We start from the raw sequence: 24555 nt of genomic DNA, 5'->3' as shown, positions 1-24555 counted from the left end.
AACCCGAAAGAAATAAAGACGGCTCTGTATTGAATACGAGTCCAATGGATTGTGCTATTTTCGTTCATTCAATCGTTATGGGCCGAGCTGACTGGCTTCCAGTCCAACATCGGCTGCATGTATAACCATCTATTAGCTTGGATTATAAATATCGGCATCGTGGTCGGACACCCAATCAATCTGTCTCCAGCCTTTCCCCGCCATGGTCTGGCTAATATCCAGCACCTCTATCGTCGGTTCCTGCCATTCTTTTTTACTCATTTCATCACCTCCCCTCCAACGAATGACGAACTGTCCGCCCGGATCAATCTGAATCAGTTCAATCCACAGAGAAAACGGTACACGATCAGGCTATGCATTAGTAGTCGTATATTTGGATCAGACGCCTGTTCAGGGCGAGGGTGGCGAAGTTTCGCCATAGCCGTCTTTATTAACTCAATATTGAGATATTCAGTCGCTCGTAAATCATGACACATCAGTTGAAGCTCCCCCATAAACGTATCCCAGCAAGGAAGCATACGATGTAGCCAATCGGCAGGCTGCACACCGCGTACCCGCTGGTTCAACCGAACATCATCAGGTAGATGATCACGCATGGCTTCACGAATGAGGGCACGGTCCCGACCGTTTTGCACATACTGCTCAAAAGGCACCGATAAGCAAAAACGAATTACCCGGCTGTCCCCGGTCGGATCACGTTCCCATAGGCCATAACGTAGTGAAAGTTTGGTCGCGACCACACCATTTTTGTTGGCAATCGCCAAATTTGAGAACTTCTCTTTTCTCGTCTGATCGGCATTTTTTATCCAACCTGTTCCGCTCAGTACAGGAATATCTTCTACATACATCCGTTTGGCAAACTCCGGGTGAATCAGGGAAGGAACGGGACTTCGATTGCTACGCCGCAACCATGAATGAGATTCAAGTGAAGTCGCTTTTTTCAACATTACGGGGAGCAGATGTGACATGCGTCTGCCCGTAAGCTTGCTGTACCGCCACAATCCCTGAAAGGATTGCAACCAGTGCAAACGACGAAACTGCCGGGCATAATAGTCTAGTGCAGGGCCCCACGATACGGTAAAGTTGCCTCGTGCCCCGGTCAACAGTACACCGACATTGTGCTCCTGTGCTTTTTCGTAAAAACCTCTGATCCAGAAGGAGTTTTCAAAATATTTGTAGGGTGCTTCCATGAGTTCCAGCCAAATATCAATTTCTGAAAACGGACTTTTCCCCTCAAAATCCATATAATTCTCGTGAATGTTGCCCACATAGCGAGCCGTAGACTGAATATAGCTTCGTTCGTTCGCCAGCAATGTAGGCGGTGTCCAGTCTGTAAAATCTTGAACAGGCACATAGCTGTAGGCATGCAGCGGCTTTTGTTGCAAGTGCAGCGATGGCGCGGCAAAGCTGGCAACCGCTCCAGAATCCAGCCCTCCGCTTAAGGCAGCCCCTACAGCGCGATGCGTCCGTAGTCGGGCAGTGACCGCTTGTGTGAACACCTCGCGGAAAGCTTCTATGTACTCGCCCCCTGTTTTGAGCCGCAGTGGCTCTACCTCATCCAGACATGCATATTTATGAAGGGTTCGCTTTCCCTCCTCCATAGTGAACCAATGTGCAGGAGGAAGCTGATTGATATGCTTGTATGCGGTCGTTCCGATATCGACGGATTCCTGCATGGCGCGGATGGACAAAAATTCGGCCAGCCATGGCTCATGCAGTTCTTTTCGCAGAGAGGACAGGGCTAAAAGCGGAGCGACTACCGTGCTAAACGCGAATCCTCGGTCATGCTGGTAGATGTACAACGTACGATTGCCTGTCATATCTCGAGCACCATATAACCGATGTTCCTTGGCATCCCAAATAACAAAGGCAAAATCACCTATCAAATAACCGGCTGCATCCACTCCCCATTTGTCATATGCCAGCAAAATCAGCTCGCTGTCCGTGATATCTTGTCGCCGTTCCTGCTCAACTCCCAGCCGTTCAAACAGTTCGGAACGATTGTCAATAATTGCATCCGCTGTGATTGCCAAATCTCTTAGCTCATCATGGAAGGGAAGACGCTCATGAACAGATTCCGGGGTCACATGCTGGGCATGACAACCCAAAAAAATAGAGCCTTCACACCAAGCGCATACGCGGTCAGCGGGATATTTTCGCAGGGCTTGCATCATTTTCCCGCCTTCTTCGGTGCATACGGACTCATGCCCAAAGCTATAGATTCCGGCAATCGCACTCACGTTCTTCCCCCTTTTTCTTTTCCTATACTTGATAACACTACAGACGCCAAGCGCCCGAGCTTACGGGCAAAGAGGCTGCGATATCGGAGACCTTGATTTGGGCGTTGATAGCTTTGGAGCTGAGCGATAAGACGGTTCCGCTCCTCATAGCTATGTGCCAACCTGTTTTCCAGTGATTGAATCCGCCGATCGTTCACGATCTGGTCCACATGCATCCTTGCCGGATCTTGAGGTGCAGCATGACGGGTTGCATTTATCACGAGTTCTCTGTTATCTGCATCCTGTTCTTGCAGCATCCGATAAGCTGCCTTCCATTCAAAGCCGCTTTGCTGGAGGAATTGTTGTGTACGTCGACTCAGCAACTCTATATCCGGCTCATCCTCAAAGCGGACTCCAGTTATCTGCTCAGCCTGCTCCAGCTCTTCCGCGTAACCAAGTTGCTTAAACATGCGGGACCCAATGCTTCTGCAATACAGCTCAATTTCCGTTTTACTCAACAAGTGTTGCCAGCTATGTACCGAATCTTGATGCGCCTGCTCATGCTCTCCTACGAAGGGATCACCCGCTCCCATACTATAAAAAAGACTGGATTTGGGCGTATCCGCAAAGTCCCCGTACTTTTCCATCCCCAGCTCATACTTGATTCCCAGAAAATCGCACAGCTTCTCGATCTCCATCGTTGGATTGGATACGAGTTGTTCATACCTAAGCGGGTATGCAAGTGGATGAGGTGTAGCAAAATAATGAGCATAACGGAATAAACCGACCGTAATATCCGTCATTTTCATATTAAAATGCAGACCCCCCAGTTCCTCCAGCAGTTGAAAACGTCCATGCCGTAGCTGATTAACCTTTTTGAATGAGGCCACAATGGCCAAAGGATTCCGGATAAGCCATAGCCTACGGGCAGCAGGGAATAAACGGTCTATAAATTCTAAAACCGTATAGTAACGCGGGGATTTGTCGATAAGCATATCTGCTGTTGTTCCTTGAAGCAGACCATTATATATTTCAAGTGCATACGAACGGGAGGCCTGCTCCAATACATCGGGGGGGACCATACCTTCAAAAAATTGCCGAAGTATCCCTGTTCCTCCATATGGCCGTGCATGTGACTGAGGAAGATCATATAAACTGAGCAGAAACCACATTTCCTGCGTGGCAAACAGGCGGGAATGGTTTTGCAAAATGGCGGTAAGCAGCGAGCTTCCACTCCGAGGGACACTTAACAGGAATACCAGCCCTCCGCCTTGCTTTTCAATCAAGCAAACTCCTCCTCTACCTCTGCTCAAGACACTTTAATAGATACATATCGTATTTTTTATTATAAATTTATGATACATAGTGTATCTTGTCAATCCCTTTGATGGATAAATTCAGCACTTCACGTTCATGTTAAACCATATGTAGATCTATGAGCTCAACAATCAGCCTATAAATAAAGATTTTGCTGTATATTAACCAAAGGAGGATAGCACTATGGGACAAGCTGTTAAAGGTACAATTACCATTGAAGGTCAGGAAATTCCTATCACAAACCCCGATAAACCGCTGTGGCCTGAAGCAGGCGTGACTAAGGCGCTATATCTTCGCAAGCTCGCGGTATTGGCTCCCTTCCTGCTCAAATATTGCCATCATCGTCTGCTGACCGTCATCCGCTGGCCACATGGGATTCATGGTGATTTTTTTTATCAAAAAAATGCCCCACGTCCTCGGCCGGACTATATTGAAACCGCTCTGCATGACGGTATTGAATATATCGTGCTCGGCAAATTGCCACAACTTCTCTGGCTTGGTAATCAAGCTGCGTTGGAATTCCACCCCTCTCTGCATGAAACGGGAAGCAAGCTGCCCTGTGAATGGATGATAGACCTTGATCCATCCAGAGAGGTGGAGCCACGTATTATGGAGGCCGCCTCTATTGTCGGTGAAGTACTGGCTTCGCTTGGTTTGGATTCCGTCCCCAAAACATCCGGGGCTACAGGTGTACAAATTATCGTTCCGATCCGTACAGGCATAACCTTCGATGAACTTCGCAGCATCGGGCTATTAGTCGGGCAGTTTGTGACAGAAAAGCACCCGCATCTGTTCACACTCGAACGGTTAAAGAAGGACCGTGGAACAGCCATCTATTTTGATTATTTGCAGCATTATCAGGGGAAAACTCTGGCCGCTCCTTATACCCCGCGGGCACGCCCCGGCGCTACGGTCTCTACTCCGCTAACCTGGGAAGAGGTACGGCAAGATGTATCACCACTTGACTACCATTTGCTGAATATTGAGGAACGACTAAACCAGGTAGGCGACTTGATCGACAAGGTTCCTCCCCAGCCCGTAGAAGACGTCCTCAAGCATATGCGCACCAAGGCACACCGAACTTGATCCATGCTTGGAAGAACAAAAAAGGGGACGAACCCCGCAGCCATTAGGCTGAGAAATTGTCCCCTTGCGCTAGTGTATTCCTTTTTTCTTAAAGCGTCCGCCCTTCACATCGTGAATGTTACCGATCGCAACGAAAGCGTGCGGGTCCCAATCTTCAACGATGCTCTTCAGCTTCGCTTCCTCCAGTCGGGTAATGACGACGAAAATCACTTTCTTGCTTTCACCCGTAAAGCCGCCTTCACCTTCCAGATAAGTGACGCCCCGTCCAAGACGGTCTGTCAGGGCATCCCCGATATCACGGTATTTTTCACTAATAATCCAGACCGATTTGGACTGATCCAGACCTTCAATCGTAATATCAATCATTTTCATGGCGATATAATAAGCAATCATGGAATACAGGGCATTCGGCCAACCGAACACAAAACCTGCACTTCCCAGAATGAAGATATTAACGAACAGTACGATCTCACCGACCGAAAAAGGAGTTTTTTCACTGACGAGAATAGCTACGATCTCTGTCCCATCCAGCGAGCCGCCGGACCGAATCACAAGACCCACCCCAACACCGAGAATGACGCCCCCAAAAATAGCGCCGAGCAGCGGTTCGCCAGGAGTCAATGCACTTACATTGTGAAGTAACGCGGTTCCGATGGACATAACGACGATACCGAATAATGTGGATAAAGCGAAGGTTTTACCGATTTGTTTGTAGCCGATAAGTAAAAATGGAAGGTTCAACAGGGTCAGGAAAATACCGAGCGGATAGCCAGTAATCTTGGAGGCCATGATGGAAATACCTGTAACGCCTCCGTCAATAACGCCGTTAGGAACCAGAAATATTTCCAATCCCACTGCCATCAGAGCTGCACCAACCACAATCATGGCTGCACGCTGAAACAGGCGTTTTACTTTGTTCTTCGGATTAGCTGGAATTTTGCTGATCTTGGTCAACTCTCCGGTCACATCTGTGATCTCAGACAGATTTTGGACTTCCTTGCTCACTACACTCATATATAAATCCCCCCGTTACAGTATGGTATATAGGACCGAAAAAGGGGCTGCTATCCGCAGTCCCCTCTCCTTTACCGCGCTTGTGTTATATGAATAGTATACCATAAAACTGCGATTTTGCGCAAAAAAGTTAGCAAAGAGCACATAAATCACAATAAAGTGGGATTATAGCGATAAAAACGTCGAAAATCGCCTTTAAAGGAGTGGAGAGAGCATGCGAGTTAGAATTTCAGCTGTTTTCTGAGATCGAGGCCGTCTACGGAACACGTTCAAATCAATGCGTGAGGAGTTGGAAATGTCCTCTACAAAATCTGCCGAAAGCCGTTCCAGCGCTGAATTAGCAAAAACTACAGCGGTCAACTCAAAATTATAGAAAAAGCTGCGCATGTCCATATTGGCGGTCCCGACCGAGCCGAGTAAATCATCGACAATCACCACTTTGGCGTGAATAAATCCTTTTCGATATTGGTAGAACTCCACCCCTGTCTCCAACAGTTCTTGCACATAGGATAAAGACGCCAGATGAACCAGCTTCGAATCAGATTGGTAGGGAATAATAATTTTCACATCTACGCCACTGACTGCTGCCAGCTTGAGCGCCTCATGAATCCCCGGATCGGGAATAAAATACGGCGTCGTAATCCAAATCCGCTTTTTGGCAACCGTGAGCGCACCAAAACACATTTCCTGAATCGTATCCCATACCTGATCGGGACCGCTGCTCAAAATCTGTACTTCCTCATCCCCGGTGCAGGTATGTGGAGGAAATAAATTCACATCCATCAATCTCTCCCCTGAGGCCAGCTTCCAGTCGCTAAGAAATGCATTTTGCAGAAAATAGACGCTATCTCCTTCAATCTGCAAATGCGTATCCCTCCAAAATCCCACTTTGGGGTATTTTCCGAGATAATCGTCGCCTATATTAATCCCACCCACAAATCCAATCATGCCGTCCACCACCACGATTTTCCTGTGATTGCGATAGTTGATCCGGCGATCCAAAGTGGCGAAAAACGGAGGTAGAAAATAATGAAATTCCACTCCCGCCTCACTACAGGTACGAATGAAGGAATAAGGCAAATTGTAGCTTCCTACACCGTCCACAACGAATCGTACCTTTACTCCCTCACGTGCCTTGCGGATCATAACCTCTTGAAACTTTCTTCCGATTTCATCGGCCCGAAATATGTAAAACTCCACATGGATATGATGTTGCGCTTGTTCCATCGCTGTCAGCATAGCCTCGAAGGTTTCTTCACCGTTCGTCAGCACACGTGTGCGATTACATCCAGTCAACGGGTTTTCCGACATGCGAATTAACTGGTTAAACAGACGCTCCTGATGCTTGAAATGAGGATTATGCATTTGCTCCACATGTTCAATCACTTTGGATTGCGCCCACAGACGCTCGCGAAATTCACGAAACAGCTGCGATCCCCCTTTTCGGACCATTTTGCGCTTCTGATAATCCTGTGCAACAAAGTAGTACACGACAAAGCCAATGAGCGGGAAGCAAAACAAAATAAAGAGCCAGGCTACCGCTTTGGACGGCTTGCGAAATTCAAAGAGCAGGATCGTCCCGGTCTGAAAAATAAAAACAATTAAAACCAACAGCAACCACAGCATGTCTAAGCCTCCTTATATATCTTAGGATTTTGCAAAATCCTCATCTACGTTTTATACTAAGCTCCAATTTTTTTGACATGTTTGCCTCTTAAGCTGAATAGATAGTAACCAAGCACTATAGGAGCGATGTCCGGAAAGGAGCGATTATGAAAAAAGGAAGCCTAAATCGCCGGATGACCCTGCTTGTTATTCGGGATGCACAGCAACCGCCCAAGCAGCTACAATGCTCTACAGCCGCTGTCATTCTCGTCCCGACTCTTGTGATCGCGTCTATCTCTACACTCGTGATCGGGCTGCAAATCCGTTCTTCCCATATTATCTCCCAAATGGAAACGAATCTTGCTGTCCAGAGTTTGCAGATGGAGGTCACGGTAGCGGACAAGGATGCAGCCATTGGGCGACTACGGCAGGAAGTCATGGAGCTGACGAATCAAGCCACCAATATTCGTGAACGCCTTCAGCGCGTAACAGAGCTGGAACAACAAATGCAGCAATTCATTCGTAAACACGGAAACTCATCTGCCACAAGTAACCATAAAAAGACCATGACGCCGCTCTCCTGGGATGCTTCCGGCCATATTGGAGGTGAACTGATCGCAGTGCATGAAAATACTGCCCTCCTAACCCGTCAGGCAATGGATGATTTTCAGGAGATCGAATCTCTGTTGGACACGGTGGAACGTACGGTTCCCCGCTCTATTCAGCAAGCAAATGCCGTACAGCAGAATCTGGAGCGCAAACAAGCCGCACAGCTACTCCAGACCCGTAGGCTGGCTCTTGCCGAACAAGGGAATCCCTCCGTTTGGCCTGTTGGTTCACGGCGAATGACCTCCAGCTTCGGCTATCGCAGCGACCCTTTTACGGGTAGATCTGCCTTTCATTCAGGCGTGGACATTGCCGGACAAACCGGTGATCCTGTCTATGCAGCAGGAGCCGGCACCGTCTTGGAGGCTGCTTCTAGCGGAGCCCGCGGCAAGTGCATCATCATCCAGCATCCTGACGGACTCCAGAGCTGGTATATGCACCTGAGCGGCATGCAGGTGGCTCCGGGAGATCGCGTCCACAAAGGACAGACCATCGGTCTGTTAGGAAGTACCGGGAGAAGCACGGGACCTCATCTTCATTTTCAGATCGTCAAGCATAACCAACCTGTCGATCCATTACTGTATGTACAATGAGGACTTTTCAAAATCCTTACAATAAAGATTGGGGGAAAACCATCATGTTCAAGGAATCCAAAAAAAAGCTCTCCGCCCCAGCTATGGATACACTGCTCGCTAATGGCACCAGCTTTGAAGGTACAGTTGAGGCAGAGGCCAATATTCGGATTGACGGTCATTTTCAGGGCGATATCCGCAGCACTCGTACTGTCGTCATTGGAGAATCTGCTGTGGTACGTTCGGACATCATCGCACAAGACGTCATTCTTGCCGGTAAGGTGTTCGGCAGCATTACTACAGAAGGACGACTGACCATTACGCCGACAGGTGAACTGTACGGAAATACGGCGACCGCTGCATTGGTCATATCTGAAGGCGGTGTACTGGACGGCACAAGTCAAATGAACCGAACAAAGGATGTAGAGTTGTCAACTTCTACGGATGAGTCAAACGACGAAACCCAATCTAGTTTCAGCAAAAACAGGGAGGACAGCCAAGCCGATCTGCAATCCGAAGCAGGATAAAATCAATATACACTCACTCCATTAAACCCAGTGCATTCTCCATTCATTCCATAATATCCTCCACTCTGCGTTCCAAAAATAATTGGTACACCTTACGTATGACAATTTTTCCGCACATATACAATGGAATCACCAAAATGATACCCAGAATCCCGAGCAGGTCGCCACCAACCAACAGTAAAATAACGACAGTCAACGGATGAATATCCAGCTGCTTGCCAAAAACTATAGGTGACAGCCAATTATCCTGAATTTGCTGTGCAGCAATCACCACGACCAGCGACCAGAGCGCCATCGAAGGTGATTCGAGAAAGCCAATAATAACTACAGGTATAGAAGCAGCCACTGCCCCCACATAGGGAATAAAATTAAGAAAAATCGAAATAACGGCGAGCAGCAAGGCATAAGGCAAACCTATAATTAAAAATCCAAGGAACATCATCACACCCAACGCGACATTGATCAGCACCCGACTCACGATAAAGCTGCTGAGCGCGCTATCGATATCTTCCATGACCTCCAACGCGTCTTTGTGATATTTTTTAGGAAAGAAGTTTAGCATTTTAGGGCCAAACTTGCTCCCTTCCTTCAGCATGTAATAGAGCAATATGGGAAAAGTAGCCAATACGATAAAAAAGTAGGACACGAACGATACCAGCTTTACCGAGTAATCAGACAGTGTCGAAAAAGCTTCGTTCAACGTATCTGACAGTTGTGACAGCGGGTCTTCACCCGGAGGCAGTACTTGTCTCAAGGATTGATTATGCCGCCATTGGCTCAATTGATCAACCAGACTTTTAATGAGCTTCGGCGCATTTTCAAATAAATTGGTTACCTGATCACGCAGCGTAGGCCACACACCCCATGAGAAAACAAACAATAACACTCCAATGACCAAATAAATCAGCAAGATGGAGATAGATCGTTTGATTTTTCTACGTTCCATTACATCTACAATCGGCCTCAATAAATAATAGAGGAAAAAAGATAGCATCAACGGTACAACCAGCAAGCTGACCAAAGATACGAGAGGACTGAATATAAAGCTTACTTTGGTACCCAAGTAAATGATGAGTAATAGCATGACAATACCAGTAGTCAGACGAAAAAAACGATTATTTTGCAGCATATCATGCGGCCCCCCTCTGTTCTGTTCTCTCTACCTCTTTAAACGCAAAATGACCCTATTGATTGATTGTTGCTGAAAATAGATTACAATATACCCCTACACTCAGAATGTGCAGCAAAAATAACATAGATACAGGATAAAATAGCGTAAAATGAATATTTTGCAAATTCCTGAAATAATAAAAAGGACGTCCAAATGCTAGGCATTTGAACGTCCTTTGTGTTACTCTACGGCACTTCCATTTAGGTCGAAACATCCCGTTTTACGAAAACCACCCAGGCAATGGCGATAAAAATCACATAATAGGCGGCCAGCACGGTGAGCGAAAAGGTTAGACTGGAACTTACTGTACCCGGCGGCATATCTAGATATTTTTTCAGATCCATATGTGTAAATAGTACGTATTTGGTCCATTCATAACGATCTGTGCTGAACAAGCCAATAGAGTTATAGACTGTTTTGGTGAACATCATGAACAACGACAGCCCAATCGCCAAGGCACTGGAACGGAAAACTGCGGATAGCATAAATGCAAAGGCCATCGTCACGAATAAGGCGATATAGCTATACAAGAAGTTCAGCGTTACATAAGATATCGGATCACTGAACAGCGGAACAGAACCCGCTGGTGCATCTTTGGATAACATCAGCCATGAGGACAGCGTAACCATTAAGATCAAAATGATCGTTCCGAGCAAACTGAACAAAATCACGGATATATACTTGGACAACAATATTTTGCTGCGAGTCCAAGGTCGGATGAGCAACAACTTAATCGTTCCCCAAGTAAATTCACCAGCCACCGAATCAGCGGCTACAATGACCGTAAACGTCGTATTGAGGAAAAATGTAAACAACGTCGTCAACGCAATTCCATCCCACACACTGACCTGATCGGAAACCAGGGAAATCAGCATCGGAATCGCAGCCGTGATGACCGCCAGCAGACCCAGCATAATCCATGTGCGCACACGCAGGTAAATTTTCAGATTTTCGTTATGTACCAACTTGAAAAAATCAGCCAATGAACCCGCCTCCCGTCACTTCCAAAAATTGATCTTCCAGCGTACGGGCAATCGGGCGAATCGCATATACTTTAATTCCGTTTGCAGCCAGCAGGCTGTTCATCTCTGCGATCTGTTCCCGCTCCAAGTGAAGCAGCAGTTGATTGCCTTCGACGCGCCCTGCTCCAGCAAGCGCATAAGCTTGCTCGGCATCATTTACCTCAAAAGCAATTTCTGCCGTCTGCACTTCCTCCCCTGTATTCTTCAGCTGCTTGATATCAACCAGCCGTCCGCTCTGAATAATGGCTACACGGTCGCACATCAGCTCCATCTCGGACAACAAATGGCTTGATACGAACACGGTAATTCCTTCCGTACGGGTCAATTGACGCAAATAATCCCGCAGTTCTCGAATACCCTGCGGGTCCAAGCCGTTGGTCGGCTCGTCCAGCACGAGCAGCTTCGGTCGATGCAAAATCGCCTGAGCTACCCCAAGTCGCTGCCGCATCCCGAGCGAGTAGGTTTTTACTTTGTCATGAATTCGGTTTCCGAGTCCCACCAAACGAATCGCTTCATCCACGCGCTCTTGGGTCACCCCAGGAGACATTCGCGCAAAATGCTGCAAATTTTGATAGCCTGTCAAAAACTTGTACATCTCCGGGTTCTCAACAATCGCGCCGACATGGGAAACGGCCTTCTCAAAATCGGTATTAATGCTGTCTCCACAAATATGAATATCGCCCTTGCTGATCGAAATCAGGCCAACCATCATACGGATGGTAGTCGTTTTTCCCGCACCATTGGGTCCGAGGAAACCAAATACCTGGCCCGCTGGAACCTCCAGCGTCAGATCATCCACGATCGCTTTTGAGGAAATGATTTTACTCACACCCTCCATACGTATGACGGGAACCTGTCCTGTCGCTTGCTGCATACTATGAAACTCCTTCCATCCGGAGTGAAGCTGTTATCCATTTTACTGTACATTTCCGGTTTTGGAAGTATTGTACCATATTTAACCTTTTAGAAACACCACGCAACCTCTATTCCTTGTCCTTGTATATCCAAAGCACCCGCCATTTCTCATCTTCCTGTGTCACATAACAAGGCTGTACGATATCAAAATTACCGAATCGGGTCTTGTAATGCTGAGTGACCGTAATACGGTAAACCTTCCCTAACTCTTCTCCATTCGGATCGGTACGAATGTCATACTCAGCCTGCGGCTCCCCCAGTTCAAACGTGAACGTATCCGTCCCCATATCCTGCATAAAAACGTGCGCACGCTGCTGTACATACGTAGATTTCTCGAATTTCTTTTTCATTTGCGAATGAAAAAACTCCCATGAACCTCCGAAATTTCCCGATTGCTCCATAGTGTAGAACTCGTTCAGTGCTTCTACCGCTTGATCGCCCTCGCCTGTAGACATCACCCCACGCAGACCCAACCACAGCAGCCATAACAATCCACATATGATGGCAAAATATAATAGCTTACGGACGAACGCCGAAGCCGCTCTCCTTCTAAACAGCACACATTGCCCCTCCCTCTGTTGGACTATACCGAATTCTCTACAGATGTATGTGGGACAAGCCTTGTTTAGAAGTCTTTAGAAGAAAATAACGGGTGACCTCCCAAATAGGGCACCCGTCTACATAAGGCTTACCTAAGGCGATATGGCCGTGGTAAGCATGTGCTTCTCCAGCACTTCATGGAGACGCTGGCGTTCCTGCTCCTCCACAATGTAATAATATACACCGTTAATTTTACGCCCATGTCCCTTCAGTTCAACGGTATCCGTCTGCTTGAGGGACGGACCGATCCGGGTCAGGAAAGTGGTCATATCGTCAAAGGTAATGTCTGTGCGAATCTGCTCCCCCGCTGCTTCCAGTATCGGCTTTACCCTCAACAGCCCTTCCTTGCTGATGGACTGGGCCAGAATTTGCTTGAGTAGCTCCCGCTGGCGGGCATTTCTTCCGAGATCCCCACGTGGATCATCGAATCGCATACGGGCGTAGGCCAACGCCTCAGCCCCGTTCAAGTTCAAATTACCCTGCGCAAAATGATGGCCCTCATATTGAAAATCAAGTGGATTATGAACCTCCACTCCCCCCATAAGGTCCACCATTTTCGCAAACCCTTCCATGTTCATCTGCACATAGTAATCTATCGGATGGTTCAAAAAATGCTCAACCGTACGAATCGACATATCCACGCCCCCAAAAGCAAAAGCGTGATTGATTTTGTCCTCACGCCCCTTGCCGATCAACACTGTTCGCGTATCACGCGGAATGTTGAACATCAACATAGAGCCTTCGGCAGGGTTAACAGACAAAACGATCATCGTATCCGATCGTCCTGGATCGTGAGGCCGCCGATCTACGCCCAGCACCAGCACGGTGAACGGCTTGAACTGGGAGATGGCTGCCGGATTGGGTGTACTTGATCCCGTGTCTGTACCTACAGATCGCCCTGCTCCGCCCGTTGCAAGGGTAGAAACCGCCCCAGGCTGCACGATGCTGCGCGGATGATACATCGCATTCGCCGCTGTTTTAAAGGAATGATACACATAAGCGGTGTAGGCAGTAGCCCCTACGACCAATAACGCCGCAGCCCCCAATGTCACCTTCAGCCATCGTTTCATACGCAGCCTCCCCTTTACGGATTCACTACAGACTGATGACGATCTACATCCAGATTGTTCATCTGTGGCCTGCCGACAGAATAGTATGCAAAGGCGGATTGTCTGATCTGCTCTTCGCTGTACACATTGCGTCCGTCAATCATAATTGGATACTTCATAAGCTCATTCAGCTCACCCAACCCGATATCACCAAACTCTTCCCATTCCGTCAATAGACACAGTGCGTCACATCCCTCTGCCGCTTCTCGTGCGCTATCTGCCCACGTTACTTCCGAGCTGTCCAGCAGTCTGCGGAAGTTAGCGGTAGCGATCGGGTCATACGCACGAATTTGCGCCCCTGCCTCCAGCAGCGACTGCATGATATCCAGCGCCGGGGCATCTCTTACGTCATCTGTATTCGGTTTAAAGGCCAGTCCCCATATACCAATCGTAGCTCCCTCCAGATCACCCAGCGCCTCTTTCAGTTTACGAATCACGTTAAAACGTTGCCCCTGATTCACTTCCACCACAGATTTCAGCAGCTTGAATTCATAGTCCACGTTACCTGCAATTTGGATCAGAGCTTGTGTATCCTTGGGAAAACAGGAACCCCCATAGCCGATACCAGCAGACAAAAAGGAGGAACCGATCCGCTGATCCAGTCCCATACCGTGTGCCACGCGTGTAACGTCTGCGCCCACCTTTTCGCAAATATTTGCAATCTCATTAATAAACGAAATTTTGGTCGCCAAAAAAGCATTCGACGCGTACTTGATCATCTCCGCCGAACGGATATCCGTGGTTACGATATTTGTCGTCAACGGCTCGTGCAGTGTAGTCAGCACAGCGGACACATGCGGATCGGAAGCTCCGATGATAATTCGATCTGGCTGTAGGGTGTCTATGACTGCTGAACCTTCACGTAAAAATTCAGGAACCGAAGCCACACCAAACGGATAGTTTGTGCGGCTCGCAATCCAATTTTGAATACGTTCGTTCGTTCCGACAGGCACCGTGCTTTTGGTGACAATTATTTTGTAGCCATTCATGGCGTCTGCCACCTCGCAGGCGGCTTCTTCAATATAGGACAGGTTCGCTTCTCCGCCTGGCAGCGAAGGCGTGCCGACCGCCAAAATAACAATTTCGGCTGCTTCCACCGAAGCAGCCGTATCTGTTGTAAAGCTTAGTCGGCCTTGTTCTACATTATCTTTAATTAGAGCCTTTAATCCCGGTTCATAAATCGGCACCCCACCTGCACGCAGCTGATGAATTTTATCCTCATTCTGATCTACACAGACGACGGTATTTCCGAGTGCGGCAAAACAGACCCCCGACACCAGCCCGACATACCCTGCACCAATTACACATAACTTCAAAGCAACTCCCCCTTTTACATGCTGTCTCATTGCAACCTGCTTTTACCGACTTCACTTCTCTATATCTCTTCCTGCAAGCCGATTATGATAAAGCGTAAGCCGTTTGTTTTGCCGATAAGATTTTAGAAAACGGTATACATACATCGGATTGTTATAGGCATACCTCTTCCATAATCGCTTCGGTTCACAGATCAGACGGTACAGCCACTCCAGCCCCAGCTTTTGTATCGCTAGTGGCGGTCTACGAACCTTTCCAGTGATATAGTCAAAGGCCGCCCCTACTCCAATCATCACGCCATGAATGCGGGCTTTGTTTCGATGCATCCATATTTCCTGCTTCGGACAGCCTAAGCTGACGAATATGATATGCGCGCCGGACGCATTGATTTCATCAATGATCCGCTCCTCCTCATCTGGGTGAAGCTCACGAAAGGGTGGTGAAAAGCTGCCCGCGATGCGGATTCCAGGGTAATCCTGTTCTACTCTTTCTTTTAAGCTATCCAGCGTATCCGGCGTACTGCCGTAAAAATATATACTTACCTTCGTCTGTGGCGCACGTTCGCACAACTTGAGCATCAGACTGGGACCATCTACCCGATCCTGACGCTCAAATCCGTACAGCTTAAGCGCCCATACCAACGGCATACCGTCCGGAGTACACAAATCGGCTTGAGTGAGCGCTTCGTGGAACTCAGAATGATTCCCGGCTGTGACAATGGAATGCGTGTTGCAAATACAAACATAGCCGTCCTTTCGTTCGACTGCCCATTGTTCCAGCATGTGTACCGTCTCCTGAAACGTAAGTGCTGCAATATCTGCATCCGCAATCCTTCCGACTCTATATTGGGGCAGCTGCTTCATAATCACGCTCCTCCATCGCCTCGCTATATATCGCCATCAGCTGCTTCACATTCACTTCTTCCGTATAGCGTGCATCGTAGTTTTCCGACACCTTCTGTCTCATAGCTGCATAGTTTTCATAAGCGACTGCACAGCGAATCACAGTCTTTATATTTTCCAAATCATCATGTTGAAAATGGAAACCCGTCACCCCGTCCTCCACGACTTCCTCCAGTGCACCGAGCCGGCTGCATAATACCGGAGTTCCAACAGAAAAAGACTCTACAATGGTCATGGGAAATCCTTCATACCAAATGGAAGGCACCATGACATACATGGCCCGGCTCATGCAATCCAGTACCGTGTCTCCATCCTGCTTACCGAGAAACCGAACATCTTCCTGCGGATAAGCAGCGGTCAATTCAGCCTTTTCCGGACCATCCCCAATGATGACCAGTCTCAGTCCCCCCCGATCTTCCAACTGTGACCAAGCTTGCAGCAGATTGCGAACCCCTTTTTCAGCTGAAATCCGCCCCACGAACAATAAATAACGATCATTCGGGTCATATTGGGTTTTCACTGTTTTATGATGGACAAAATTCGGCTTTACCGCGATACGATCCAGTGGAATACCGCTTTCGGCAAATTTGTCCCGTGCAAATTCCGTCAGCGCAATATAGCGACTTACCTTGTGCTGCCATGTGCCGATCAGATCGTTGAACTTAATCATCGCCGCTACCGGAATCGTCTGAAGCTGTGAACCTCGATAGCATCCATGACGGATGGAATGCAGCAGCGTGCCGTGCAGACATTTTTCACAAACCTTATTCCCTCGCATAAAGGTTGCCGCCGGACAAATCAGCCTGTAATTATGCAGTGTCTGGACAACCGGAATCCCCAGCCGTTCACAAGCATGATAGACCGAAGGGGATATAACCGGGAAAAAATTATGCACATGTACCACATCCGGCTTCACCTGTAAAAGCAGCTTCTTGATTCTTTTAAATTCCGGCAGGGACCATGCCGCCTCTACCGCCAGCTTTGCCATGTTCGCTAGCCCTCTGCTTTGAATGCTGTCGTTGTGCACATAGTAATGCTCTGTCTCTATTCCTCTGGAACGCAGCATAGCTGATTCTTGCTCGACAACCTTGTCTTCTCCCCCGCTTTGCTGATAAAAGTTATGGATGATCAGCACCTTGCTCACAGAAGGGCTCATCTGTCTGCTGGCCTGTTGGCTCACGTGGTTGCCCCTCTTTCCTGCGTTGATTGCATAGCGTGGTTCGAACTTGTAGGTTTGATCCCTTGATGGCTTACTATTTCATCCGCAATGCGATCCCACGACATACGCTCGACCGTAAGGAAGGCCTTCTCCGCCATACTTCGTCTCAGCTCAGCATTATCCAGCAAATCGCCTATTCGACCAGACCATTCCTCTTCTGAAAAGCTTCTCAGCATCACTCCGCTCACTCCGTCCTCAATCAAGGTAACCGAGCCCCCGTTTACCGAAGAGATAATCGGGACGCGAAACAGCATGCTTTCCAGCAGCACCATACCGAAAATATCGTATTGGGTCGGAAACAGCATCACATCCGCCGCTCCGTAAACCTGCCACAGATGACGTTGCTCCACTCTTGAAAAATGAATAATACTGTCCATTATTCCCAGTTCATGAGCATATGTCCAATAGCGGTCTGTGTCCGCCTTCCGTCCATCCCCGACCATTAACAAAAGGCAGCTAGGATACTTTTGGAGTACCCTTTTGAACGTAGTCAGCATAAAACGTATATTTCTCCGTTCCTCCAATACACCAACATACAGTAGCACCGGACGATCTCCGATTCGACGCAGCTCATTCGCGACCTCACGGTTTTCCTCACGTTCTCCGCTTATGTCTTCACTGTTGTTACTGGTGCCACTATCGAATGCTCTCTCTACTTTACTGCGATCCAGTCCGACCCCAATCGTAACCACGTTGTCAAAACCTTTATTCTCCAAATAGCGCTTGGCAAGATCGGATTTGACATAGGTATGGCGTAGAGATTTTGCTACCTTCGGCAGCAGCATAATATCGTATAGTTTGCGGATCAGCGCGTGCGTGTTATCTCGGTATGGGCCGTGATACAACGCCAGCTTATCAGGACATTTGCGAGAAAGCAGATAGGTCATGATCTGGTTGTATTCTGTAGTAATGACCAGACCATAGGCATCCAGAAAAGAATCTTTGAGAACATCTCTGTAGATGCTGTTGCTTAAGAACTTAAACCCGTGGAGCCAGATAATACGCAAGGTGCATCCTTCGTGACGGTAGACCTGTTCCAGATGGGTTTCTTTACGATCGTTGTAGTAAACAATATCGCAATCATAGCCTTTTCGAACGAGTGCTTTGCCCAAACCGACTTCCTGTAAATTGTATGAGTCCCCGTTCACTTTGCTGGCAAAATTGCGGAGATACAATATTTTTTGAATCATCATCAGGGCTCCTGCCATTTCATATTGGGTGAGTTATGGAGCATGGAGGGTTCAGAGAACGCTGCGCGTTCCATTTGATCTTCCGATCGCTGTTGCAGTGGGATTCCTGGATATATAAAACATTCCGAGGTAAGAATCCCACTGCAAAGGCGAACGCTAGCGCTTCTTCAGATTCAAATGGACGGCTCCGCTACTGACCGCCGGGTCCATAAAGTCACCCCATTTCAAAAAAGGAATGCTGGGCATGAAGTGCCCCCCGCTGCGCGGATACGCGAGCACGGATGCATGCAGAGCGTTGACTTCGTCAAACGCTTGTGAACTTGGCACGGTTATGGCACGCTCACAAGCAAGCATGCCTATACTACCGCTAGGCTGACCACAAGATCTTAACGATGACTAGATTGTCGCCTGCTAAAAGATTGCTATCCACCAAACGCTGTCACCTTGACAGAGAACTGTGCTGAGTGTGCCCTATACGGGCATGCATGCCCGGCGTTCGCGGCGATAGGGCGAAGCTATCGCCAGGCGGCTCTTACCTTCCCCACTCTAGGGGCTGGGGGAAATTATTTTTGGCGGCGGTGGGTAGCGGAGGGTAAGGATTTGAATCTGGAGAAGCGTCAGCGTTCGCCTTTGACGTGGGATTCCGCCCTCTGTAGGGCTTTATTCAAACAAAGGAATCCCACGTCAACAGCGATCGGAAGATCAAATCCGTCCCGAAGCGGACTTCCATCCACAATAGTCGCTCCAGGATCAAACCCGCCCCGAAGCGGCCTTTCCCCTCCAACTTGAATGTTCACGCTGCCTTTCCTCCGTCATCTGCATATTAAAATGATCTGCCCCTTTGAGCTGGGCAGCTGCCATATCTGCCACTAGAGTCACACTCGATTCCATCGGCACAAAGCGGTATTTGTAGGCTGTAAGCCGATGATCCGTTTCGTGAAATAAAATATCCTGAGCGTAATTCCCCCATCGGTCCTTGGGCATCAAATCAATGGTCATGCTGGCATGCGCAGAGGGCAGCAGCATATTAGAGCCGTGGATACCGATTACTAATTGGCTGGCTGCGTATACCTCGCAGACCCGCAGCTCACTTTCTCGATCGAAGCGTGTGACACGCTCATCAGAAATCCATGCCGGGAAGCTCCCGGTACGCCCAAGTCCAGCGACTGTAAAACGATGATCTGGGAAGCTTTCTTTTAGCCTGCGGAACAGCCGTATGATTTTACTGCGCTGATGATAAATTAGTGGTTTTAGCCCACGTTTGAGCTGCGGAAATTTCTGTACCGCTCTTGCGATATGATGGCTGCCGCTCCACAAGCGATCTTCCCTCCATACGAAGGTAATGCGCGGCTCCGACTCACGCCCCTCGTCATAGCGGGAGACACCTGTAAACTGCTCAATATCAAACTGATTGGGATGTGAATATGCCGGGCTGACATACACCTCATCAAAACGCATCAGTTCCTCAATCATCCGATGATGTAGTACAGGATAAAAGTTACGTGCCCTGCTGAATGGCACATCAACCGTCCAAATTTCAGACACATATGCTGGCACCATCCACTCCAGCGACTTTTGCACAATAACGATAATTCCCAGGTCCGGGGATTGCTCGTATTCGCGTTGCACATTGAGCAGCTTGAGCAACGCATGACCATACAAATAATCCATAGTGTTGACGATGATTACACGTGTAGAAGCTTTCATTTTATGCACGGTCATGCCGACTGCTAAGTCATAGGAAGGATTCATCAACGATTGCCGCAAAGGCTCTCCGAGCCATTTTCTCGACTTCGCATCACCAGTCAGAATATAGTCAGGCATTTCTACACGATAAGGTGAATACGTGGCATGACCGACCCTCATGTCCTCGAGATATTCGCGTCCGCACCCCTCACACGCAGTACTGACACATACATGGATTCCCTGCCACAGCACCTCTCCACCACGTACCTTACCTCCACAATGCGGGCACTGTTCCTCATGCCGAACAAACGGTTTAATGGGTATCATGATTGTTCTCTCCAACTTTCGGTACTGTAATTTGAACACGCCAAAAGGTCAGGATGGACTTCATCATCCAACCCAAATTAGATTTAACTTCCTTAAACAGCAAATCTAATAGAAATACAGATATCGTAAAGGACAAGATCGTCGCCACTAACGACCCTCGGACACCAAGCAAAGGGATTAGCGCGTAATTGAAAGCGATATTCGTAACCGCCCCTACCACCGAGGTCAGCAGCGTGTATCTAAACAAATTTTCATTGGTAATAAACAAGCTTTTAGCAACACTGAAGTTGGTGAAAAACAGACGAATCGCAAACAGAGACAACAGCGAACCTGCTTCGGTAAATTCTCTCCCATACAGCACAACCACTACCCATTGGGATAGAAAAAATAAAGGTACCGAGGTCACAAGAAAGCATATAAACATCAGCCGATACACCTTGGACAATGTCTGTCTGTATTCGTCGCTTCCTTTCTGCTTTGAACGCGTCACCACCGGAGCATAAGCCGTCGTCAGAACGACCGGAATGAAGCCCAGCACTTCGATGAGTCGGAGTGCAACGGAGTATTGCCCGACCGCAGCGTTCCCCAGCAGTTCACCGATAATGACTTGATCGATCCGTGCCTGTACATATACAGCGGAGGATGACAATATAAGTGGCCAGCTGTGATTCATGATTCGCCGAGCTGTGGTTAAGCGGAACGTCCATCGGTTCACACGTCTTCCTTCCTTATGGAAGAAATACAGCAGCAGCAGGCTTCCCAACAGAAACTCTCCATGAGCACACAACGCCACCAACCATATCGGAACACCGGACAACAAAAGAATGATTTTGATGATGGAGCCGAGAACAAAAGCGGTATTCTTGGCAACGACCGTGTATTTGGACAGCATCTGCGCACGAAACCAGTAGTCGATGATATCAAACAATTGAAATATCGAGGCCGTAGCCAGAATCAGATTGATCAACCGCACTGAACTATCTTCCGGTCTGAGCAGTGAAATGAAGGAATAGGACAGTACAATGGCTATCAGAGTACCTACCAATTTCAGCAGAACCGCCGTCCCCAATAGCTCATGCTCATCCTTGGGGTCTTTGACAAGATCGCGTACTAATATAGAATCAAAGCCAAGGGTCGTGAAAATCAGAAACATCCCGAAAAAGGATTCCGCATAATTCCACTTTCCCAGTTCCTCTGGTCCCAACACTCTCGCCATGATGATGCTGACTGCCAGGCCAAACACCATGCGAATCATTTTGTCACCGAACAGCCAGGATGTATTCACCAGCAAACTTCTGCGCGGTTTGGCGCGTTTTTTGACTAATGTCATAGGTTTTACTCCATCTTAAAAAATGACCTTTCGCACAGCCTTATAACCTGCTGTTCTGTCAATGCAGCTGCAATCATGTACAGCGAAGAGACCCCCGCCCAGGCGGGTGGCCTCTCCATCTCTTACACGACGACAGAAGCTTCGACTGCAGCCTGCCTTTTTACCCGCTCCAAGTCTGTATCCACCATCATATGAATGAGCTGCTCGAAGCCTACTTCCAATCGCCAGCCCAGCCTTTCTTTCGCCTTGGCACAATCGCCGAGCAATAAATCTACCTCTGCCGGACGGACAAATTGAGGATCGATCACGACGTAATCCTCATAATTTAAACCTACATGGGAAAAGGCAATTTGCAGCAGTTCACGTACAGAATGCATTTCTCCTGTGGAAATGACGTAATCATCCGGTTGATCCTGCTGAAGCATCAGCCACATGGCCTTTACATAATCGCCTGCAAAACCCCAGTCTCGCAGTGAATCCAAATTTCCCATGCGCAGCTCCTGCTGCAACCCTAGCTTGATACGAGCTACCGCATCCGACACCTTACGCGTTACAAATTCCAGTCCTCGGCGTGGCGATTCGTGATTGAACAGAATGCCAGAGCAAGCAAACATATCAAAGCTTTCGCGATAGTTCACTGTAATCCAATGGCCGTACACTTTGGCGACACCGTAGGGACTGCGTGGGTAAAACGGAGTCGTTTCTGTCTGGGGTGTCTCCAGCACCTTACCGAACATCTCGCTGCTTGACGCCTGATAAAAGCGCGCTTCCGGTTTGGCAATTCGAACCGCCTCCAGCATATTGGTGACAGATAGCGCTGTAATCTGCCCTGTAGCCAACGGCTGCGGCCACGAGGCCGCTACAAAGGATTGAGCAGCCAAGTTGTAGACCTCATCTGGGTCGGACTGACGGACGGCTTCGATCAATGAAGCCAGATCGGTCATATCACCGGAAAGCCATTGGATGTCATTCTGGATATGCGCTACATTTTCAAAGTTCGGTGTGCTGGTTCGTCTGCGCACCCCGTACACCTCATAATCCTTGGACAGCAGCAACTCAGCCAGATAGGACCCGTCTTGTCCGGTAATCCCTGTGATCAGCGCTTTTTTCATTCCAATTCCCCCACCGTTTTTTTATTGTTCAACCAGATCCAGGCCTTGAAATGCCTGATACACAGACCTTAATCCCTCTTCTAGTGAAATACGCGCCGACCAGCCCAGCCCGGAAATTCGGGATACATCTACCAACTTACGCGGCGTTCCATCAGGAGCGGAGGTGTTAAAGGTAATTTCTCCCTCATAGCCAACTACATTCTTCACTCGTTCAGCCAGCTCACGAATGGAGATATCCTCACCTACGCCGATATTTACAATTTCATTTCCCTCATAATTGTTCATCAGGAACAGACAGGCTTCAGCCAGATCATCAGAATGAAGAAATTCTCGGCGCGGCGTACCAGATCCCCATACTTCTACAGTCGGAGATTGATTCAGCTTGGCTTCATGAAACTTGCGGATGAGCGCAGGTAGCACATGAGAGGTCTGGAGATCAAAATTGTCGCCCGGACCGTATAAATTCGTCGGCATCACAGAAATAAACCGGGTTCCATACTGACGGTTGTAAGACTGACACATTTTAATCCCGGCAATTTTAGCAATCGCATAGGCCTCATTAGTAGGCTCCAGTTCACCCGTAAGCAGATATTCTTCTCGCAACGGCTGCGGAGCAAATTTAGGATAGATACAGGTAGAGCCGAGGAATAACAGCTTGCCTACATTCGCCCGGTACGCTGCATCAATCACATTCGTTTGTATAAGCAGATTGTCACGGATAAAATCAGCCGGATATTCGCTATTCGCCAAAATCCCACCAACCTTGGCCGCTGCCAGAAATACATAATCCACAGGCTCTGTTTCAAAAAAATGATCTACTGCCTCTTTATTGCGTAGATCCAGCTCACGGCTTGTGCGAGTAATAATATGACGGTAACCCGCATTCTGAAGCGCTCGGACAATAGCGGAACCCACCAGTCCGTTATGCCCTGCTACATATATGTTGGAATGAAGATCCATACTTATCCCCTACCTTCTTCGTGAAAATGAAAGACTTTAATACGCATCCTTGGAGCCTAGCAGCACACGAAATGTTTTCAGCATAATGATCATATCTGTGCGGAAACTGCGTCTGGATATGTACTCCAAATCCAGTTCTACCATCTGGTTAAAGCTTAGATGATTACGACCGCTGATCTGCCATAGACCGGTGCAGCCTGGTGTAACCGTCAGACGCAGCTTATCCCTCACTGTGTAATTATGGACTTCTCTTGGCAACGGGGGTCTGGGCCCTACCAGACTCATCTGCCCACGCAGTACATTGAACAGTTGTGGCAGCTCGTCGATGCTCGTTCTGCGAAGAAAGCGACCCACACGGGTAATTCGGGGATCGTCCCGCATTTTGAACATCGCACCCTCAATTTCATTTTCCACCAGCAGTGCAGACAATCTCGCCTCGGCATCAGACACCATGGAACGAAATTTGATCATGCGAAACGGACGCTCATTTTTCCCAATACGTACTTGATAAAATAACGCACTGCCTTTTGGGTCCTCCAGCTTAATCAGCAAAATGACAAGCAGAAATACCGGACATAACACGATGATTCCAATGAAAGACAATATAATATCCATGCTTCGCTTCACGAACGGGTATACGTTCCATCCTTGCCGCCGTTCAAGCCCATGAGCGACCGAATATACATCCACTGACGCGCCCAGCACTTCGGCCTCGTTCGAGCGGGAAGAAGACACGTCTCATCACCTCGCTC

General features: G+C 48.2%; 22 protein-coding genes. 3 read left to right on the top strand and 19 right to left on the bottom strand.

Annotated elements, in window-relative coordinates; translation table 11 throughout:
* Positions 1-132: 132 nt before the first annotated feature.
* From ACWGXJ_RS06445 to ACWGXJ_RS06435, 3 genes are read right to left on the bottom strand one after another with little or no spacing between them, the layout of a single operon-like run.
* A complete protein-coding gene (locus ACWGXJ_RS06445; RefSeq protein ID WP_134902123.1) occupies positions 133-261 on the bottom strand; it encodes a paeninodin family lasso peptide in 129 nt (42 codons plus the stop codon).
* A 53-nt stretch (positions 262-314) separates the two neighbouring features.
* Positions 315-2240, bottom strand: coding sequence for an asparagine synthase-related protein (locus ACWGXJ_RS06440; protein ID WP_452566421.1), 1926 nt, complete (start codon positions 2238-2240; stop codon positions 315-317).
* The gene (locus tag ACWGXJ_RS06435; RefSeq protein WP_452566420.1) at positions 2237-3505 is read right to left on the bottom strand and encodes a sulfotransferase family protein; all 1269 of its coding nucleotides are present in this window, start codon (positions 3503-3505) and stop codon (positions 2237-2239) included. Before ACWGXJ_RS06435 ends, ACWGXJ_RS06440 begins: the two co-directional genes overlap by 4 nt.
* A 214-nt stretch (positions 3506-3719) precedes the next feature.
* On the opposite strand from ACWGXJ_RS06435, the gene ligD reads away from it, so the two are divergent.
* Positions 3720-4622, top strand: a complete 903-nt coding sequence (gene ligD / locus ACWGXJ_RS06430; RefSeq protein WP_061830254.1) for a non-homologous end-joining DNA ligase — start codon at positions 3720-3722, stop codon at positions 4620-4622.
* A gap of 69 nt (positions 4623-4691) precedes the next feature.
* Here ligD and ACWGXJ_RS06425 read toward each other — a convergent pair whose 3' ends face one another.
* Both ACWGXJ_RS06425 and cls read right to left on the bottom strand, forming a co-directional pair.
* Positions 4692-5636, bottom strand: coding sequence for a YitT family protein (locus ACWGXJ_RS06425; RefSeq protein WP_081276708.1), 945 nt, complete (start codon positions 5634-5636; stop codon positions 4692-4694).
* Between the two features lie 195 nt (positions 5637-5831).
* The gene (gene cls / locus ACWGXJ_RS06420) at positions 5832-7262 is read right to left on the bottom strand and encodes a cardiolipin synthase (RefSeq protein WP_061830255.1); all 1431 of its coding nucleotides are present in this window, start codon (positions 7260-7262) and stop codon (positions 5832-5834) included.
* Between the two features lie 146 nt (positions 7263-7408).
* Here cls and ACWGXJ_RS06415 point away from each other — a divergent pair, with 146 nt between their 5' ends.
* Positions 7409-8440: a M23 family metallopeptidase gene (locus tag ACWGXJ_RS06415; RefSeq protein WP_023987449.1), complete on the top strand. Its 1032-nt coding sequence runs from the start codon at positions 7409-7411 to the stop codon at positions 8438-8440.
* 44 nt (positions 8441-8484) lie between these two features.
* Positions 8485-8946: a bactofilin family protein gene (locus ACWGXJ_RS06410; protein ID WP_061830256.1), complete on the top strand. Its 462-nt coding sequence runs from the start codon at positions 8485-8487 to the stop codon at positions 8944-8946.
* A 43-nt stretch (positions 8947-8989) separates the two neighbouring features.
* Here the strand turns inward: ACWGXJ_RS06410 and ACWGXJ_RS06405 are convergent, their stop codons facing one another.
* The 14 genes from ACWGXJ_RS06405 to ACWGXJ_RS06340 form a co-directional block, all read right to left on the bottom strand.
* Entirely contained in the window at positions 8990-10075 is a 1086-nt protein-coding gene (locus tag ACWGXJ_RS06405) for an AI-2E family transporter (RefSeq protein WP_061830257.1), read from the bottom strand.
* Positions 10076-10317: 242 nt separating this feature from the next.
* Positions 10318-11100 (bottom strand): ABC transporter permease, encoded by a 783-nt coding sequence (locus ACWGXJ_RS06400; protein WP_061830258.1) that lies wholly within the window; start codon positions 11098-11100, stop codon positions 10318-10320.
* Complete coding sequence (locus ACWGXJ_RS06395; protein WP_069291337.1) at positions 11093-12013, bottom strand: ABC transporter ATP-binding protein; 921 nt, start codon at positions 12011-12013, stop codon at positions 11093-11095. The genes ACWGXJ_RS06400 and ACWGXJ_RS06395 overlap by 8 nt, the downstream gene beginning before the upstream one ends.
* Positions 12014-12122: 109 nt before the next feature.
* Positions 12123-12614 carry a hypothetical protein gene (locus ACWGXJ_RS06390; RefSeq protein WP_061830260.1) on the bottom strand — a complete coding sequence of 164 codons (492 nt, stop codon included), beginning with the start codon at positions 12612-12614 and terminating at the stop codon, positions 12123-12125.
* Positions 12615-12746: 132 nt separating this feature from the next.
* Positions 12747-13724, bottom strand: a complete 978-nt coding sequence (locus ACWGXJ_RS06385; protein ID WP_452566419.1) for an LCP family glycopolymer transferase — start codon at positions 13722-13724, stop codon at positions 12747-12749.
* Positions 13725-13738: 14 nt separating this feature from the next.
* On the bottom strand, positions 13739-15079 hold the full coding sequence (locus ACWGXJ_RS06380) for a UDP-glucose dehydrogenase family protein (RefSeq protein WP_452566418.1): 1341 nt from the start codon (positions 15077-15079) through the stop codon (positions 13739-13741).
* A 51-nt stretch (positions 15080-15130) separates the two neighbouring features.
* Entirely contained in the window at positions 15131-15940 is an 810-nt protein-coding gene (locus ACWGXJ_RS06375; RefSeq protein ID WP_452566417.1) for a WecB/TagA/CpsF family glycosyltransferase, read from the bottom strand.
* The gene (locus tag ACWGXJ_RS06370; RefSeq protein WP_452566416.1) at positions 15918-17159 is read right to left on the bottom strand and encodes a glycosyltransferase family 4 protein; all 1242 of its coding nucleotides are present in this window, start codon (positions 17157-17159) and stop codon (positions 15918-15920) included. The genes ACWGXJ_RS06375 and ACWGXJ_RS06370 overlap by 23 nt, the downstream gene beginning before the upstream one ends.
* Positions 17156-18388, bottom strand: a complete 1233-nt coding sequence (locus tag ACWGXJ_RS06365; RefSeq protein WP_452567874.1) for a glycosyltransferase family 4 protein — start codon at positions 18386-18388, stop codon at positions 17156-17158. Before ACWGXJ_RS06365 ends, ACWGXJ_RS06370 begins: the two co-directional genes overlap by 4 nt.
* A 750-nt stretch (positions 18389-19138) precedes the next feature.
* Positions 19139-20401, bottom strand: a complete 1263-nt coding sequence (locus ACWGXJ_RS06360; protein WP_061830266.1) for a hypothetical protein — start codon at positions 20399-20401, stop codon at positions 19139-19141.
* The gene (locus ACWGXJ_RS06355; protein WP_254326541.1) at positions 20388-21731 is read right to left on the bottom strand and encodes a flippase; all 1344 of its coding nucleotides are present in this window, start codon (positions 21729-21731) and stop codon (positions 20388-20390) included. Before ACWGXJ_RS06355 ends, ACWGXJ_RS06360 begins: the two co-directional genes overlap by 14 nt.
* A 122-nt stretch (positions 21732-21853) precedes the next feature.
* A complete protein-coding gene (gene gmd / locus ACWGXJ_RS06350; RefSeq protein WP_452566415.1) occupies positions 21854-22843 on the bottom strand; it encodes a GDP-mannose 4,6-dehydratase in 990 nt (329 codons plus the stop codon).
* A gap of 21 nt (positions 22844-22864) precedes the next feature.
* Positions 22865-23803, bottom strand: a complete 939-nt coding sequence (fcl, locus tag ACWGXJ_RS06345) for a GDP-L-fucose synthase (protein ID WP_061830269.1) — start codon at positions 23801-23803, stop codon at positions 22865-22867.
* Between the two features lie 36 nt (positions 23804-23839).
* A complete protein-coding gene (locus tag ACWGXJ_RS06340) occupies positions 23840-24538 on the bottom strand; it encodes a sugar transferase (RefSeq protein WP_039269544.1) in 699 nt (232 codons plus the stop codon).
* Positions 24539-24555 lie beyond the last annotated feature (17 nt).

This window comes from Paenibacillus sp. S33 (assembly GCF_053615415.1).
Note: the sequence above shows the minus strand (reverse complement) of the source record. Positions and strands in the feature narration are given on the sequence as shown.

Coding starts and splice junctions, on each gene's coding strand:
- cls (WP_061830255.1), bottom strand. CDS start 7,262: ATGCTGTGGTTGCTGTTGGTTTTAATTGTTTTTATTTTTCAGACCGGG.
- ACWGXJ_RS06360 (WP_061830266.1), bottom strand. CDS start 20,401: ATGATACCCATTAAACCGTTTGTTCGGCATGAGGAACAGTGCCCGCAT.
- ACWGXJ_RS06365 (WP_452567874.1), bottom strand. CDS start 18,388: ATGATTCAAAAAATATTGTATCTCCGCAATTTTGCCAGCAAAGTGAAC.
- ACWGXJ_RS06355 (WP_254326541.1), bottom strand. CDS start 21,731: ATGACATTAGTCAAAAAACGCGCCAAACCGCGCAGAAGTTTGCTGGTG.
- fcl (WP_061830269.1), bottom strand. CDS start 23,803: ATGGATCTTCATTCCAACATATATGTAGCAGGGCATAACGGACTGGTG.
- ACWGXJ_RS06445 (WP_134902123.1), bottom strand. CDS start 261: ATGAGTAAAAAAGAATGGCAGGAACCGACGATAGAGGTGCTGGATATT.
- ACWGXJ_RS06405 (WP_061830257.1), bottom strand. CDS start 10,075: ATGCTGCAAAATAATCGTTTTTTTCGTCTGACTACTGGTATTGTCATG.
- ACWGXJ_RS06415 (WP_023987449.1), top strand. CDS start 7,409: ATGAAAAAAGGAAGCCTAAATCGCCGGATGACCCTGCTTGTTATTCGG.
- ligD (WP_061830254.1), top strand. CDS start 3,720: ATGGGACAAGCTGTTAAAGGTACAATTACCATTGAAGGTCAGGAAATT.
- ACWGXJ_RS06385 (WP_452566419.1), bottom strand. CDS start 13,724: ATGAAACGATGGCTGAAGGTGACATTGGGGGCTGCGGCGTTATTGGTC.
- ACWGXJ_RS06425 (WP_081276708.1), bottom strand. CDS start 5,636: ATGAGTGTAGTGAGCAAGGAAGTCCAAAATCTGTCTGAGATCACAGAT.
- ACWGXJ_RS06395 (WP_069291337.1), bottom strand. CDS start 12,013: ATGCAGCAAGCGACAGGACAGGTTCCCGTCATACGTATGGAGGGTGTG.
- gmd (WP_452566415.1), bottom strand. CDS start 22,843: ATGAAAAAAGCGCTGATCACAGGGATTACCGGACAAGACGGGTCCTAT.
- ACWGXJ_RS06410 (WP_061830256.1), top strand. CDS start 8,485: ATGTTCAAGGAATCCAAAAAAAAGCTCTCCGCCCCAGCTATGGATACA.
- ACWGXJ_RS06375 (WP_452566417.1), bottom strand. CDS start 15,940: ATGAAGCAGCTGCCCCAATATAGAGTCGGAAGGATTGCGGATGCAGAT.